Raw genomic sequence first — 13770 nt, 5'->3', positions numbered from 1 at the left:
GACGGTTACTCGACGACCTTGAGCAGCTTGTTCGGGGTGCCCGCGCCGGGGTTGGAGATCTTGTCGGCGGTGGCTCCGCCGGTCAGCGCGTCCGAGACCTGGGCCGGGGTGGCGTCCTTGTGGCCCGCGAGGTAGACGGCGGCGGCGCCGACGACGTGCGGGGTCGCCATGGACGTACCCGAGATCGTCTTGGTGGCGTTGTCGTCCGTGTTCCAGTCGGAGGTGATGTCCGAGCCGGGGGCGTAGAGGTCCACCACCGAACCGAAGTTGGAGAAGTCCGACTGCTTGTCGTCCTTGGTGGAGGAGGCCACGGTGATCGCCTCCTTGACCCGGGAGGGCGAGCCCTGGCCCGCGTCGGTGGACTCGTTGCCCGCCGCCACACCGAAGGTCACACCGGCGGCGATCGCCTTCTGCACGGCCGTGTCGAGCGCGGGGTCGGCGCCGCCGCCCAGGCTCATGTTGGCCACCGACGGGCCCTGGTGGTTCTTGGTGACCCAGTCGATGCCCGCGACGACCTGCTCGGTGGTGCCCGAGCCCTGGTTGTCGAGGACGCGGACGGCGACGATCTTCGCCTTCTTGGCGACACCGTGCGCGGTTCCGGCGATGGTGCCGGCGACGTGCGTGCCGTGGCCGTTGCCGTCGTCGGCGGTGTTGTCGTTGTCGACCGCGTCGAAGCCGTAGGAGGCCCGGCCGCCGAGGTCCTTGTGGCTGATGCGGACGCCGGTGTCGATGACGTACGCGGTGACACCCTCACCCGCGCTGTCCGGGTAGGTGTACTTGCCGTCCCCGGCGGTCTCGGCCTGGTCGATCCGGTCGAGCCCCCACGACGGCGGGTTGGCCTGGCCGGCGGTGATGTGGAACTTCTTGTTCTGGACGACCTTGCCGACCGCCGGGTCGGCGGCGAGCCGCTTGGCCTCGGACTGCGAAAGCCCGCTCGCCGAGAACCCGTTGACCGTAGAGGCGTAGTCGCGCTGGAGCGTGCCGCCGTACTCGTCGGCGAGCTTGCGCTTGGCGTCCTGGGAGGCCTTCTCGTCCAGGAGGACGATGTAGCTGCCGTCGATCGCGCCCTTGGCGTCGAGCCCGTAGACCGTGCCCTCGGCCGGCGCGGCTGCGCCGGCCATCTGGGTGGTCATGACGGTGACTCCGGCCGCAGCCGCCACGGCGGTTATCCCGGCTGTGAGCTTGAGGCGGCTTTTGCGCTTGTGAGTTGCCATGAAGAGGGGTCTCCTCGTCAGATTCTGTGGGGGGTTGGCCTACCGGATGGAAACCTTCCGGGGCTGGTTCGAAACCCTTGCCGATTGACGAGCGCAGATCAAGGGCTCCACGCAGCTGTGACTTACACAACAAGGTTTCGTAATAAAAAACAGGCCAGCGCAGGTCAACTCGGGTGTTGTGCAGGGTTGGTGGACACTCCGTGGCGACACGCGAGCGGAACTTCCCCCTCAATCCGCTTTACGTGTAAGGGGCTTGCATCCAACTTGTAGGGGATGCCCCCACATCGCTGGGAGTAGACACCGGAGGGCCGGTTCACCAGGGAGCACGACGAGACGGCTGAATCCTGCCCCTAGCGTCGTACTCGGATGGCGGCGCCGGGCTGCCACCACTCATCAGGGGGCGTCACACCATGGTCAACGGGGTCACAAGAGTGCGCGGCGTAGCCGCGCGAGCCGGCGGGTGGAGCGCCCGTCACCGCTGGGCGGCGGTGGTGATCTGGGTGCTCTTCGTGGTTCTGGCCATGGGCATCGGCTCGGCGGCCGGGCGCGTCAACGTCAAGGACAACCAGTTGCCCGGCGAGGTCGGCCAGGCGCAGAAGATCATCGAAGACGCGGGGCTGAAGGAACCGGCCGGCGAGACCGTCTTCATCCAGGCCGTCGACGGCTCGACGAAGGCGACCGACCCCGCGTTCCACGCCGCCGTGGACGCCGTGATCAAGGCGGTCGACGCCACCGGCCAGGTCACCAAGGTGACCTCTCCGTACGCCGCGAAGACCCTCTCCAAGGACGGCCGCAGCGCGCTGATCCAGTTCGACGTGCTCGGCGACGCCGACACGGCGCCCGACCGCATCACACCGGTGCTCGACGCGGTGAAGAAGGTGCAGGGCGAGCACAAGGAGCTGCGGATCGAGGAGATCGGCAGCGCCAGCATGGGCAAGACGTTCAAGGACGCCTTCGGTGACGACTTCAAGAAGGCCGAGTACTCGGCGGTGCCCGTCGCCCTCGGCATTCTGCTCATCGCCTTCGGCGCCCTTGTCGCCGCCCTGCTGCCGGTGGCCCTCGCGCTCACGGCGATCATCGCCACCATGGGCCTGATGGCCATCGTCAGCCACCTCCAGGCGATGAGCGACACCGCCAACTCCGTGATGCTCCTGGTCGGTCTGGCCGTCGGCGTCGACTACTGTCTCTTCTATCTGCGCCGCGAGCGCGAGGAGCGGGAGGCCGGGCGCGATGCCCAGACGGCCCTGCGCATCGCCGCCGCGACCAGCGGCCGGGCCATCATCGTCTCCGGTGTCACCGTCTGCGTCGCGATGGCAGGCATGCTCTTCACCGGGCTCGCGGAGTTCGAGGCGATGGGTCTGGCCTCGCTGATGGTGGTCGCGGTGGCCATGGTCGGCTCGGTGACCGTGCTGCCCGCGCTCCTCTCGCTGCTCGGCGAGCGCGTCGAGAAGGGCCGGCTGCCGTTCCTGAACCGCATCAAGCGCGGCAAGCGGAACAACAACGGCGAGAGCCGCTTCTGGCGCGCCGTCCTCGGCGCGGTGCTGCGCCGCCCGAAGGCCGCCCTGGTGATGGCGGCGGGCGCGCTGATCGCGATAACCCTGCCGGCGGTCGGCATGCACACCCAGAACCTGACCCTTGACCAGGAGTTCGGTGACTCGCTGCCCATCGTCGGCACCTACGACCGCGTCAACGAGACCTTCCCCGGCGGCGCCAGCCCGGCCAACGTCGTCATCAAGGCCGCCGACATCAACACGCCGGAGGTCAAGCAGGCCATCGCGGACTTCCGTACGCAGGCGGTCAGCCGGGGCGCCTCGGACGGCCCCATCAAGATCACTCTGCACAGCGCGGAGAACATGGCGTTCGTCGACGTCCCGCTGATCGGCGGCTCCGACCAGAAGAAGGCGGAGAAGAGCCTCGACCTGCTCCGCGACCACGTACGGCCCGACACCCTGGGCAAGGTGCGCGGTCTGGAAGCGCCGATCACCGGTCAGGTCGCCGGGTCCAAGGACTTCAACGCCCGGATCGTCGGCGCGGTCACCCCGGTCTTCGCCTTCGTCGTGGTCTTCGCCTTCCTGCTGATGCTGCTCTGCTTCCGCTCGCTGACGATCGCCATCACCGCGATCGTGCTCAACCTCCTCTCGGTGGGCGCGGCCTACGGCATCCTGACCGCCGTCTTCCAGCACGGCTGGGGCGCCTCGCTGGTCGGCGCCGAGGGCGTCGGCGCGATCGTCTCCTGGCTGCCGCTGTTCCTGTTCGTGATCCTGTTCGGTCTGTCGATGGACTACCACGTGTTCGTGGTCTCCCGGATCCGGGAGGCCCGGCTCGCGGGCCGGACGACCCGCGACGCCATCCAGCACGGCGTGGTGACGACAGCCGGTGTGGTGACGAGCGCGGCGGTCATCATGGTGGCGGTGTTCGCGATCTTCGGCACGCTGTCGATGCAGTCGATGAAGCAGATGGGCGTCGGGCTCGCCACCGCCGTACTGATCGACGCCACGGTCATCCGGGGCGTACTGCTCCCGGCGGTCATGGCCCTGCTGGGCGAGCGCAACTGGTACCTGCCGAAGTGGCTGCGCTGGCTTCCGGACCTCACCCACGACGAGTCGGCCGCCGCGCCGCCGGTCACCGCCCACCACGGCGACGAGGACCGGGACCGGGTGGTCCGGGTCTGACCCCTCGCGGTCGTCACGGGCGAGGCGCGTGAGGCGTTACGAGCAGGGGCCCGGGGAGCAATGCTCCTCGGGCCCCTGCCTGTTGGGGCCCTCGCGGGTCGGGGCGGCTCCCCCTGGTGAGGCCCGGGGACCGGCGCCGGACATCAGCCCGTGAGGGCCACCGCGATCAGGTGCACTCCATTTACTGTCGCCCCCTTCGAAAGGCCCGGAACGGCCCTTTGGCCCTGGATCAGCGCTGATAGCGGGCCAGCACCAGGTTCCCGTCCTTGACCAGGCGTTTTCGTAGTTGGCCGAGGTCGATCGCACCGCTGTAGTACTCCTGGAGCGCGGGGGTCGCGACCTTGTCCTTCCATTCCGGGTATCCCCGCACCGACTGCGCGGGGGCCGAGCGCAGTGCCCCCGCGAGCGCGGCGCCGGTCGCCCAGCCGTACCGCGCGGTGTGCAGGGCCGGGTCCTTCAGCGCGGCGGTCCCCGTCGGCAGCATCCAGTCGCCCTGCGCGAGCCGGACCATGTTGCGCGGCTGCAGCAGGAAGCCGATGAACTCGGCCGCCTCCTTCTTGTGCGGGCTGTCCTCGGCCACCGAGAGGGTCTGCGGGCTGACCCCCTGCGCGAGGCCTTCGCTTCCGGCCGGGGCGGGGAGAACGGTCCACTCGAAACCCTTGGGCGCCTGCTGGACGATCTGCTGACGGTACGAGAAGCCCAGCGCGGCCATCGCGTACCTGCCGCCGAAGAAGCCCGGCAGGGTGTCGGACCCGCCCATGCCGAGCGTGGTCCGCGCGGCGCTCCCGTCCACGTTGACCTGATCGTGGACGACCGAGGGGACGGCCGCGTCGGCCTCCCCGAACGCCACCTTCACCTTGCCGTCGGCCGCCCGGTGGAACAGCCGGCCGCCGGTGGAGAGCCCCAGGTTCAGCGTGATCGACACGGGCTCCTTGAGCGGCCAGGCGATCCCGTACCGCCCCTTGCCGCTCAGATTCTTCGCGACCTCCCGGAACTCCTCCCAGGTCCAGGGCTGTTCGGCAGTGGGGATCCGCACCCCGGAAGACTTGAGGATCTTGGTGTTGGCGATCAGGACCCTCGGCTCCTGTAGGAACGGCACTCCGTACACCCCCTTCCCGAACGTCGCCGTCTCCCAGCTCCGTGCGGGGATGTCCGCCTTGAGTCCGGAGGGAAGCAGGGTGCGCAGATCGGCGAGGTAGCCGCCGTAGGCGAAGTCCGCGAGGTCGTCGGACGCGTCATGGATGACGTCCGGCGCCTCGCCGCCCTCGAACGCGGTGAGCAGCTGGTCGTGGACGGTGTCCCAACTGCCCTGTACATACTGGACCTGGACCTCGGGGTGTGCCGCGTTCCACTCCCCCACCAGCGCCTCGGTGGCCGCCACCGACTCCTTCTGCCAGGCCAGCGACTGGAAGCGGAGCCTGACCTTCCCGCCGGCGCCCGAGCCGCTGTCCGAGCAGCCGGTGAGGGTGGAGAGCAGGAGGGCGAGCACAACCCCGGCCAGGATCAACAGGCGTGCGCGCATCAGCTCTTCACCGCCCCGGCGAGCATTCCGCTGGTGATCCGCCGCTGGATGACGGCGAAGACGGCCAGCGACGGCAGGGTGGCGAGGAAGGCGGCCGCCGCGAGCGGACCCAGGTCGGCTGCCCCCTCCGCGCCGAGGAAGTGGGTGAGGACGACCGGCAGGGTCTGCTTCTCCGGTGTCTTGAGGAGAACGAGCGCGAAGAAGAATTCGTTCCACGCGGTGATGAAGGCGAAGAGCCCGGTGGCCACGATGCCGGGCGCGAGCAGCGGCGCGGTGACCGAGACCAGCGTGCGCAGCCGCCCCGCCCCGTCCACGGCCGCCGCCTCCTCCAGCTCCAGGGGAACGGCCCGGACGTACCCGACGAGCATCCACAGCGCGAACGGCAGCGACCACACCACGTACACCATGACCAGCCCCGCCAACGAGTTGATGAGGTGGAGGTTCTTCAGGACCAGGAAGAGCGGAATGATCAGCAGGACGAAGGGGAACGCCTGGCTGACCACCACCCAGCCGGTCGCCGCCGTCGCCAGCCTGCCCCGTCTGCGCGCCATCACGTACGCCATCGGGGTCGCCACGACCACGGCGATCAGCGCGGCCGAGACCGCCGCCGCCAGGCTGTTGAGCCCCGCGCGCAGCAGCGGCTGTTCGTCGAAGGCCTGCCGGAAGTTGTCGAGGGTGGGGTGCCTGGGGATCCACGTCGGGTGCAGCGAGCCCAGTTCGCGTGCGGGCTTGAAGGCCGTGGAGATCAGCCACAGGAACGGGAACGCCAGGAAGACGAGATAGCCCAGGAGCGCCAGATACTGCCCGGCGCGCCCCCATGAGCCGGTCGAACCGGTGGAACCGGTGGAACCGGTACGGAACGTCATCCGTCCTCACCTCCGCTGAGCCGCGCCACCAGGTGGAAGGCGAGGAACACCGAGATCACCGCGACCATCACACAGCCCATCGCCGCCGCGTACCCGAACTGGCCGTACCGGAAGGCCTCTTCGTAGGCGAAGAGCATGGGCAGCCGGGTCTTGCCGCCCGGGCCGCCGTTGGTCAGCACATAGACCAGGGCGAACGAGTTGAAGTTCCAGATGAAGTTGAGCGCGGTGATCGCCAGCGCCACGGGTCTGAGCGCGGGCCAGGTCACCGTACGGAACCGGCGCCAGGCGCCCGCGCCGTCCATCGCGGCCGCCTCGTGCAGCTCGTGCGGGGTGTTCTGGAGCCCGGCGAGCAGGGCCACCGTCGTCTGCGGCAGACCCGCCCAGACGCCGACGACGATGACGGCGGGCAGCGCGGTGCCGAGTCCGGTCAGCCAGTCCCGGCCGTCACCGAGCCCGAGGTCGCCGATCGTCTCGTTGAGGATTCCCGCGTCCGGGTTGTAGACGAGCCGCCACATGATGCCGACGACGACCTCCGGCATCGCCCAGGGGATGATCGCGAGCGCCCTCGCCAGCCATCGGAAGCGGAGGTTCTGGTCGAGCAGCAGGGCGAGCCCGAGGGCGAGCAGGAACTGGGGCACGGTGACCCCGACCGCCCAGAGCAGGCCGATCCTGAACGACTCCCAGAACAGGGTGTCGTGCAGCAGGTCCCTGAAGTTGAGCAGCCCGGTCCACTGGGTGGGCGTGGTACGGCCCGCCTGGGAATCGGTGAAGGCCAGGGCGATGCCGTAGAGCAGTGGTCCGACGCTCAGTACGAGGATCGGGATCAGCGCGGGCAGGACCAGGAACCAGGCCCCGTGGTCCGGGGGTTTGCCGGAGCGCCTGCCGGAGCGTCTGCCGGAGCGCCTGCCCGACCGCGCCGTTGCGGTGACCCATGTCATTGTTCGACCCCTTTGCCGGGATTGCCGAATGACCCCCGTCATCGTGCTGACGGTCCGTCGGTTCGTCAAGACGACCTGCCTCCTCTCCGAGACGACCTGCGTGAATGCGAGACTTGGCCGGTACGGAACGATCACCGGGAGCGAACAGTGGACGAGGCACGGGCGCGCGAGGTACTGGCCGTGGCGGGACTCGACGCGGCACGGACGGGCACGCCGAAGGCAGGCGCGGCGGCCACGGCAGGTGCGTCCGGCACAGCGGGCACGGCGGACGGGAACAACCCCGCCGAAGCCCCCGCCGAGTTGATCGCCCTCGGTGAGAACGCCGTCTTCGCGACCGGCGACCTGGTGATCAAGGTCGGCCGCGACGCGACCCGCCACCCCGAACTCCTGGCGCGGGCCGAGCGCGAGGTCGCCATCGCGGGCTGGCTCGCGGAGTGCGGCGTCCCGGCGGTGCGGGCCGCCGAGCCCGCGCCCCGGCTGGTGGACGGCCACCCGGTGACGCTCTGGCACCGGCTGCCCGCCGCCGTCCGCCCCACGGGCCCGCGCGACCTCGCCGAACTGCTGCGGCTCGTCCACGCCCTGCCCGCCCCGTCCTTCGCCCTGCCCCGCCGCGAACTGCTCGGCGGGGTGGAGCGCTGGCTGCGACTGGCCGGCGACGCGATCGACCCCGCCGACGCGGCCTACCTCCGCGCCCGCCGGGACGGCTTCGCCGACGCGGCCGCCGCCCTCACCCCCCACCTCCCGCCGGGCCCCATCCACGGCGACGCGTTGCCGCGCAACGTCCATGTCGGCCCCGACGGCCCGGTCCTGGTCGACCTGGAGACGTTCTCCGCCGACTTCCGGGAGCACGACCTGGTGGTCATGGCTCTCTCCCGGGACCGGTACGGGCTGCCGGACGAGCAGTACGACGCGTTCACCGAGGCGTACGGGTGGGACGTTCGGGAGTGGGACGGGTGCGCGGTACTGCGCGGCGCCCGGGAGACGGCCAGCTGCGCCTGGGTCGCCCAGCACGCACCGGCCAACCCCAAGGCGCTCGACGAGTTCCGCCGCCGGGTCGCCTCACTGCGGGACGGGGATCCCGAGGTCCGCTGGTACCCGTTCTGAACCGGCACGCCGTGAGCAAGGGCGCCTCGTCGTGAGCAAGGGCGCCTCGTCGTGAGCAAGGGCGCCTCGTCGTGAGCAAGGGCGCCTCGTCGTAAGCAAGGGCGCCTCGTCGTAAGCAAGGGCGCCTCGTCGTAAGCAAGGGCGCCTCGTCGCGAACCGCCACGCCTCGTTGTGAGCCGATGCACCTCGATGTGAGCCGCGGCACCGCCCTCCGGCGCACCCCCGCCCCGCCCGCGCCGGTCGCGTGTCTCAGCCCTGGGCCGGAGCCAGTTCCCGTACCGGCCACACCGGGTCGACTATCGCGTCCAGCGTGCCCTTCCTGCGCAGGAACCGCTGGAAGTCGGCGGCCCACGCCGCGTACCACTCGATCTGCTGCTCGTGCAGATCCGCCGGAAGCAGCCGGGCGACCTGCGGATGGCGCTCGGCTATCGCCACGGCCACCCGGACCGCCGCCAGCGCGTCCGCGCCCGCCTCATGGGCGCCGTCGAGCACCACTCCGTACTCCACACACACCGCCTCCAGTGTCCGCTTGCCCTTGCGGTAGCGGTCGACCGCACGGTCGATCGTGTACGGGTCGACGACCGGGCCCATGGCCGCGCCGCCCAGCCGGTCGGTGAGCGACGGCAGTCCGTGCCGACGGAGTTCGGCCGCAAGGAGCGTCAGGTCGAAGGCCGCGTTGTAGGCCACGACCGGCACGCCCTGCGCCCAGTAGCCCGTGATCGTCTCCGCTATCTCGTCGGCGACCTCGCGCACCGGGCGGCCTTCCGACGCCGCCCGCTCGTTGCTGATGCCGTGGATCGCCGAGGCCTGCGCCGGGATCCGGATCCCCGGGTCCGCCAGCCAGTTCCGCTGCCGGACCGGCTCACCGCCCTGGACGCCGACGATCGCGGCCGTCACGATCCGCGCCTCCAGCGGGTCCGTACCGGTCGTCTCCAGGTCGAATCCGACCAGCGGTTCGCGGTGCCACCCCATCTTGGCCCTCCCTTTTGGTGCTCTCCCCCAGTGACGACCAGCCTCGCACGCACCACTGACAACGGGTCCCGGGCCGCCCGGCGGCCGGTCAGGAGACGGGCCGCGAGTCGGCCCACACCGACTCGAATTCCTCCCGGTATGTCTCGAAAAGCCCGTGTTCCGTATCCTGGTCGGGGCGCACGACGTCCCGCCGCGCTCCCCCGCGCAGCACCAGCACCGGCGCCTCCATCCCGCGCGCCCGGCGCAGATACGACTGGACGACCGCGAGGCCGTCGGTGCCGTCCCCGTCGACCAGGTACGCCGTGAAGCGCGGGGTCTCGTCGAACACCTGGATCTCGAAGGCCCCGGGGTCGCGCAGCCGGGCCCGCACCCGCCGCATGTGGAGGATGTTCATCTCGACCGAGCGGCTCAGCTCGCCCTTCTTCAGCCCCAGTTCGCGCTCGCGCCGCTTGACCGCGCTGCTCGCCGGGTTGAGGAAGAGCAGCCGGACGCGACAGCCCGACTCGGCGAGCCGCACGAGCCGGCGCCCCGAGTAGTTCTGGACCAGCAGATTGAGGCCGATGCCTATCGCGTCGAGCCGGCGGGCCTGGCTGAACAAGTCCTCGGCGGGGAGCTGGCGCTGCAGCCGCACCCGGTCGGAGTGGACCGAGACCACGTCCGCGTACCGGTCCCCCACCAGGTCCTCGACCGCGTCGATGGGCAGCCGGTGCGCGGCGGGCGCGCCCGCGCCGCCGCCCAGCACGTCGAGCAGCCGGGCCGAGGCCCGCTCGGCCTGGGCCAGGACCGCCTCGTTGAGCGCGCGGTTGCGCGAGACCACGTTCCGCGCGACCTCCAGCTCGTCCAGGGCGAGTTCGACATCGCGCCGGTCGTCCACGTACGGCTCGAAGCACGGCCAGTGCTGCACCATCAGCTCGCGCAGCTGCGGCAGGGTGAGGAAGCTCAGGACGTTGTCGTCGGCGGGGTCGAGCAGATAGCCCTTGCGGCGCGAGACCTCCCGTACGGCGACGGCCCGCTGCACCCACTCCTGCCCGGCCGGACCCGCCGCCGCGACCACCCAGTCGTCGCCGTGGACCGGCTCGTAGATGGGGCGCAGCACGGCGGCCACCACGGCCCGCAGCCGCTGCTCCACCAGGTTCAGCCAGATGTACGCCCGGCCGGCCCGCTGCGCGCGCGTACGTACCTCACTCCAGTCGTCCGTGCCCCAGTCCAGTTCCGCCCCGATCTCCACCGGACGCGCCACGGACACCGCGCCGGGCGGGATGTCGCCGGACTCACCCTCGTGACCCGTGTCACCAGGGGGCAGCTCCAGCCCTCCCGAGCTCACCCGCGCACCGCCTTCCGGTCCCCCTCCAACGATCAAGGAAGAGTACTCCGCGAGCAGGAGGCGGTGCAGCCGGATGGAAAGGCTGTTTCTCAACTCCCGTGTCGACGTGATCCGTTCCGCGCGGCGCGTTCGGAGGGAGTGAGCTGATTCATAGCGGTTCCACCTGGGCCGGGACCCCGGGCAGCCCCGGAAGCTGGCCGGATCCGTTCCGCGCAGGCCGTCCGGATCGCCCCGGGTACCAGCCCCCTACGGGGGTAACCGCTGTGGGGATCACCCTCCGGAGCACTCCGGCGTCCTAGGGGACGGACTTCTTTTCCGGGAGGATCTGCGTCAAGTGCCCCTCAGTACCCGGATCAGAAGTGGAAGAGTCTTGCCCATGCAGGTGTGGCCGGGACAGGCGTACCCACTCGGCGCCACGTACGACGGCGCCGGGACCAATTTCGCGGTCTTCTCGGAGGCCGCCCGCCGGATCGAGTTGTGCCTCCTGCACGACGACGGGTCGGAGACGGCGGTGGAGCTGCGCGAGAGCGACGCGTTCGTGCGCCACGCCTATCTGCCCGGAGTGATGCCGGGTCAGCGCTACGGCTTCCGCGTGCACGGCCCGTACGAGCCGCAGAAGGGGCATCGCTGCAACTCGGCGAAACTGCTCCTCGACCCCTACGCGCGCGCTGTCAGCGGGAGCATCGACTGGGGCGAGGCGGTGTACGGCTACTACTTCGACCGCCCCGACGCCCGCAACGACATGGACTCGGCCCCGCACACCATGACATCGGTCGTGGTCAACCCGTACTTCGACTGGGGCGACGACCGGCCACCGCGCACCGAGTACCACCGCACGGTGCTCTACGAGGCCCATGTGAAGGGCCTGACGATGCTCCACCCGGAGCTTCCCCCGGAGATGCGCGGCACCTACGCGGCCCTGGCGCACCCCGCGGTCATCGGCCATCTGACGGAACTGGGGGTCACCGCACTGGAGTTGATGCCGGTGCACCAGTTCGTCAACGACCACCGGCTCGCGGACGAGGGGATGTCCAACTACTGGGGTTACAACACCATCGGATTCTTCGCCCCGCACAACGCCTACGCCTCCTGGGGCGACCGGGGGCAGCAGGTCCTGGAGTTCAAGCAGGCGGTACGGGCGCTGCACGAGGCCGGGATCGAGGTCATCCTCGACGTGGTCTACAACCACACGGCCGAGGGCAACCACCTGGGCCCCACGCTCTCCTTCCGCGGCCTGGACAACGCGCAGTACTACCGGCTCGCCGACGATCCGCGCTACTACGAGGACACCACCGGCACCGGGAACTCGCTCCTGATGCGCTCGCCGCACGTCCTCCAGCTGATCATGGACTCGCTGCGGTACTGGGTGACCGAGATGCACGTGGACGGTTTCCGCTTCGACCTCGCGGCGACGCTGGCCCGGCAGTTCCACGAGGTGGACCGTCTGTCGTCGTTCTTCGACCTGGTGCAGCAGGACCCGGTGGTGAGCCAGGTGAAGCTGATCGCGGAGCCCTGGGACGTCGGCGAGGGCGGCTACCAGGTGGGCAACTTCCCACCTATGTGGACGGAGTGGAACGGCAAGTACCGCGACACCGTACGGGACCTGTGGCGGGGCGAGCCGCGCACCCTCGCGGAGTTCGCCGGGCGGCTCACCGGCTCCTCCGACCTCTACCAGGACGACGGGCGGCGGCCGCTGGCCTCCATCAACTTCCACACCTGCCACGACGGGTTCACCCTGCACGACCTGGTCTCGTACAACCAGAAGCACAACGAGGCCAACAAGGAGGGCAACCGGGACGGCGAGAGCCACAACCGGTCCTGGAACTGCGGCGCCGAGGGCGACACCGAGGACGCGGGCGTGGTGGAGCTGCGCGAGCGCCAGATGCGCAACTTCATCGCCACCCTGATGCTGTCGCAGGGCGTGCCGATGCTCAGCCACGGCGACGAGTTCGCCCGCACCCAGCACGGCAACAACAACGCCTACTGCCAGGACAGCGAGCTCAGCTGGGTGAAGTGGCCCGACCCGGGCAGCGACCCGGAGGGGACGCTGCTCTCCTTCACCCGGACGATGGTGTGGCTCAGGCGCGACCACCCGGTGTTCCGGCGCCGCCGCTTCTTCCACGGCCGGCCGGTGGAGGGCACCCACGACGAACTGTCGGACATCGCCTGGTTCACCCCTGAGGGTGAAGAGATGACCCAGCAGGACTGGCAGGCGGCGAGCGCCAAGGCACTGACGGTCTTCCTCAACGGCAACGCGATCTCGGAGCCCGGCCCGCGCGGCGAGCGCATTACTGACGACTCGTTCCTGCTGATGTTCAACGCGAGCGCCGAGACCATCGACTTCCTGGTGCCGGTCAACCACGGCAGGCAGTGGCAGGTGGTGGTCGACACGGGCCGCCGCGAGGGGGTGCCGCCGGGCGAGGGAGCCAAGGTGACGGCGGGCGAGCGGGTCACCCTCGTGGGGCGGAGTCTGTCGGTGCTGCGGCGTCCGGCCTGAGCGGGCGCGGGGCGGGGGCGCCGGAGGCGGCCGGTGCGGGTGTGAGCGGGGCTCGCGCCTGCGGGGCCCGCTGGCCGGCTTCAGCGGCCCGGCCGGCCTCAGCGGCCGTCTGCGGGCCCGGGGATCCCTCGGGCCGGGGACCGCCAGGCCCCGTACGGACCGCGAGAGGACCGCGCAGGGCCGCCGCGGCCACCGTGACCGCGAAGGCCGCCACCGGCCCGTGGTCCTGGGCCGGCCGCCCCGACACCGCGAGGGCGAGCGCCTGCCCGCCGGCGATCCCGCTGGTGAGGAAGGCCATGGACTCGGACCAACCGGGCGGCGGGGACAAGCCGTTCGGTCAGCGCGAAGAGGGCGGTCAGATGCGGGGCTTACGCCACGCCGAGAACGACCACCGCCGCGTAAAGAGTTCCCAGCGACCCCACGAAGAGCAGCGGCACGGAGAGCACCATTAGGGCGGCGGTGGCGATCCGCCAACGCGCGCGTAGCGCGAGCCTTTCCGGTACGGCGACCATGGCGAGGCCCGCCACCGCGCTCATCACACCCATCGCGGCGTACACGAGCCCGGTCCGCGACGCTCGGTCCAGCCGCTCGGTGAGGGTGGTGACAGCCGCCTGGGAGGAGCCGACCACGGCGTCCTGGAGCACCATGGTGACGCGCAGCG

At 70.5% G+C, this 13770-nt stretch carries 10 protein-coding genes; 3 read left to right on the top strand and 7 right to left on the bottom strand.

From position 1 onward, the window contains the following. Positions 1 to 5: 5 nt before the first annotated feature. Positions 6 to 1214 (bottom strand): S8 family peptidase, encoded by a 1209-nt coding sequence (locus ACFWA7_RS17445; protein WP_385538690.1) that lies wholly within the window; start codon positions 1212 to 1214, stop codon positions 6 to 8. 410 nt (positions 1215 to 1624) lie between these two features. Between ACFWA7_RS17445 and ACFWA7_RS17440 the strand changes: the two genes are divergently transcribed. Continuing rightward, positions 1625 to 3886 (top strand): MMPL family transporter, encoded by a 2262-nt coding sequence (locus ACFWA7_RS17440; protein WP_385823723.1) that lies wholly within the window; start codon positions 1625 to 1627, stop codon positions 3884 to 3886. A 229-nt stretch (positions 3887 to 4115) separates the two neighbouring features. On the opposite strand, the gene ACFWA7_RS17435 is transcribed toward ACFWA7_RS17440, so the two are convergent. The 3 genes from ACFWA7_RS17435 to ACFWA7_RS17425 are packed head-to-tail and all read right to left on the bottom strand — an operon-like array spanning position 4116 to position 7212. After that, positions 4116 to 5408, bottom strand: coding sequence for an ABC transporter substrate-binding protein (locus ACFWA7_RS17435; protein WP_385823721.1), 1293 nt, complete (start codon positions 5406 to 5408; stop codon positions 4116 to 4118). Then, a complete protein-coding gene (locus tag ACFWA7_RS17430; protein WP_385823719.1) occupies positions 5408 to 6274 on the bottom strand; it encodes a carbohydrate ABC transporter permease in 867 nt (288 codons plus the stop codon). The genes ACFWA7_RS17435 and ACFWA7_RS17430 overlap by 1 nt, the downstream gene beginning before the upstream one ends. Next, complete coding sequence (locus ACFWA7_RS17425; RefSeq protein ID WP_385823717.1) at positions 6271 to 7212, bottom strand: carbohydrate ABC transporter permease; 942 nt, start codon at positions 7210 to 7212, stop codon at positions 6271 to 6273. The genes ACFWA7_RS17430 and ACFWA7_RS17425 overlap by 4 nt, the downstream gene beginning before the upstream one ends. Positions 7213 to 7359: 147 nt before the next feature. Between ACFWA7_RS17425 and ACFWA7_RS17420 the strand changes: the two genes are divergently transcribed. After that, entirely contained in the window at positions 7360 to 8316 is a 957-nt protein-coding gene (locus tag ACFWA7_RS17420) for a phosphotransferase enzyme family protein (protein ID WP_385823715.1), read from the top strand. Between the two features lie 249 nt (positions 8317 to 8565). Here ACFWA7_RS17420 and ACFWA7_RS17415 read toward each other — a convergent pair whose 3' ends face one another. Together ACFWA7_RS17415 and ACFWA7_RS17410 are read right to left on the bottom strand one after the other, a co-directional pair. After that, positions 8566 to 9288 (bottom strand): 3'-5' exonuclease, encoded by a 723-nt coding sequence (locus ACFWA7_RS17415; protein ID WP_385823713.1) that lies wholly within the window; start codon positions 9286 to 9288, stop codon positions 8566 to 8568. Between the two features lie 88 nt (positions 9289 to 9376). Continuing rightward, complete coding sequence (locus ACFWA7_RS17410) at positions 9377 to 10612, bottom strand: SAV2148 family HEPN domain-containing protein (protein ID WP_385538677.1); 1236 nt, start codon at positions 10610 to 10612, stop codon at positions 9377 to 9379. A gap of 376 nt (positions 10613 to 10988) precedes the next feature. On the opposite strand from ACFWA7_RS17410, the gene glgX reads away from it, so the two are divergent. After that, entirely contained in the window at positions 10989 to 13109 is a 2121-nt protein-coding gene (glgX, locus tag ACFWA7_RS17405; protein ID WP_385823711.1) for a glycogen debranching protein GlgX, read from the top strand. A 368-nt stretch (positions 13110 to 13477) separates the two neighbouring features. Here the strand turns inward: glgX and ACFWA7_RS17400 are convergent, their stop codons facing one another. Continuing rightward, entirely contained in the window at positions 13478 to 13756 is a 279-nt protein-coding gene (locus tag ACFWA7_RS17400; RefSeq protein ID WP_385823709.1) for a hypothetical protein, read from the bottom strand. Between the last annotated feature and the right edge of the window lie 14 nt (positions 13757 to 13770).

Source organism: Streptomyces sp. NPDC059994 (genome assembly GCF_042737755.1).
In the GTDB taxonomy this organism is placed as follows: Bacteria; Actinomycetota; Actinomycetes; order Streptomycetales; family Streptomycetaceae; genus Streptomyces.
The sequence above is the reverse complement of the archived record's forward strand: the minus strand, read 5'-3'. Positions and strand labels throughout refer to the sequence as shown.

Coding starts and splice junctions, on each gene's coding strand:
- ACFWA7_RS17445 (WP_385538690.1), bottom strand. CDS start 1,214: ATGGCAACTCACAAGCGCAAAAGCCGCCTCAAGCTCACAGCCGGGATA.
- ACFWA7_RS17440 (WP_385823723.1), top strand. CDS start 1,625: ATGGTCAACGGGGTCACAAGAGTGCGCGGCGTAGCCGCGCGAGCCGGC.
- ACFWA7_RS17435 (WP_385823721.1), bottom strand. CDS start 5,408: ATGCGCGCACGCCTGTTGATCCTGGCCGGGGTTGTGCTCGCCCTCCTG.
- ACFWA7_RS17430 (WP_385823719.1), bottom strand. CDS start 6,274: ATGACGTTCCGTACCGGTTCCACCGGTTCCACCGGTTCGACCGGCTCA.
- ACFWA7_RS17425 (WP_385823717.1), bottom strand. CDS start 7,212: ATGACATGGGTCACCGCAACGGCGCGGTCGGGCAGGCGCTCCGGCAGA.
- ACFWA7_RS17415 (WP_385823713.1), bottom strand. CDS start 9,288: ATGGGGTGGCACCGCGAACCGCTGGTCGGATTCGACCTGGAGACGACC.
- glgX (WP_385823711.1), top strand. CDS start 10,989: ATGCAGGTGTGGCCGGGACAGGCGTACCCACTCGGCGCCACGTACGAC.
- ACFWA7_RS17400 (WP_385823709.1), bottom strand. CDS start 13,756: ATGGTGCTCCAGGACGCCGTGGTCGGCTCCTCCCAGGCGGCTGTCACC.